At 58.5% G+C, this 1,093-nt stretch carries 1 protein-coding gene and 1 pseudogene; both read left to right on the forward strand.

Annotation, left to right across the window (positions count from 1 at the left end; translation table 11 throughout):
* Nucleotides 1–104: pseudogene (locus tag FE839_RS24990) on the forward strand (IS66 family insertion sequence element accessory protein TnpB); the annotation flags it as partial.
* 30 nt (nucleotides 105–134) lie between these two features.
* The coding region (tnpC, locus tag FE839_RS24390) for an IS66 family transposase (protein WP_138363266.1) at nucleotides 135–1,093 on the forward strand (959 nt) is incomplete at its 3' end.

Consider the following 1,093-nt stretch of genomic DNA (forward strand, 5'->3'; position numbering starts at 1 on the left):
ACGGAAAGGTGGGTATTACCCGCTCACAACTCGCCATGCTCCTCGATAAGCTGGACTGGCGTCAGCCAAAAGCAGCCCGCTTTAACTCACTGACAATGTTGTAAAAAGAACATGACCGCATTATAAATGGGGTCATGAGTCAGGACTATCTCGCCCGTATCGCCACGCTGGAAGATGCGCTTCGCCAGAAAGACAGCCAGCTCAGCCTCGTTGCAGAGGCTGAGTCGTTCCTGCGCTCAGCGCTGGCCCGCGCTGAAGAGAAAATAGAGAACGAAGAGCGCGAAATAGAGCACCTGCGGGCACAGATAGAAAAACTGCGCCGGATGCTGTTCGGTACCCGCTCAGAAAAGCTGCGCCGGCAGGTTGAAGAAGCCGAAGCTCTGCTGAAACAGCAGGAGCAGCAAAGCGATCGCTACAACGGGCGGGAAGACGATCCACTGGTACCTCGTCAGTTGCGGCAGTCCCGCCATCGTCGCCCCTTACCGGAAAACCTTCCCCGCGAAATACACCGGCTGGAGCCCGCTGAAACCTGCTGCCCGGAATGCGGCAACGATATGGAGTACCTCAGCGAAGTCAGCGCGGAACAACTGGAACTGGTCTCCAGCGCCCTGAAAGTGATCCGCACGGTCAGGGTGAAAAAGGCCTGCACCCGATGCGACTGCATCGTTGAAGCGGCTGCGCCATCACGTCCCATCGATCGCGGTATCGCCGGGCCGGGTCTGCTGGCACGGGTGTTGACCGCGAAATACTGCGAACATCTGCCGCTGTATCGTCAGACTGAAATCTTTGCCCGTCAGGGCGTGGGGCTGAGTCGTGCGCTGCTCTCCAACTGGGTGGATGCCTGTTGCCGGTTAATGGCACCGCTGGATGAAGCTCTTTGCCAGTACGTGATGGACTGCCGCAAACTGCATACGGACGATACTCCGGTGCCGGTACTGGCGCCGGGCAGAAAGAAGACGAAAACCGGGCGCATCTGGACGTATGTACGCGATGACAGGAGCGCGGGATCGTCAGACCCACCTGCAGCGTGGTTCGCCTTCTCGCCAGACAGGCAGGGGAAACATCCCCAACAACATCTTCGCCACTATCATGG

This window comes from Klebsiella indica (assembly GCF_005860775.1).
In the GTDB taxonomy this organism is placed as follows: Bacteria; Pseudomonadota; Gammaproteobacteria; order Enterobacterales; family Enterobacteriaceae; genus Klebsiella; species Klebsiella indica.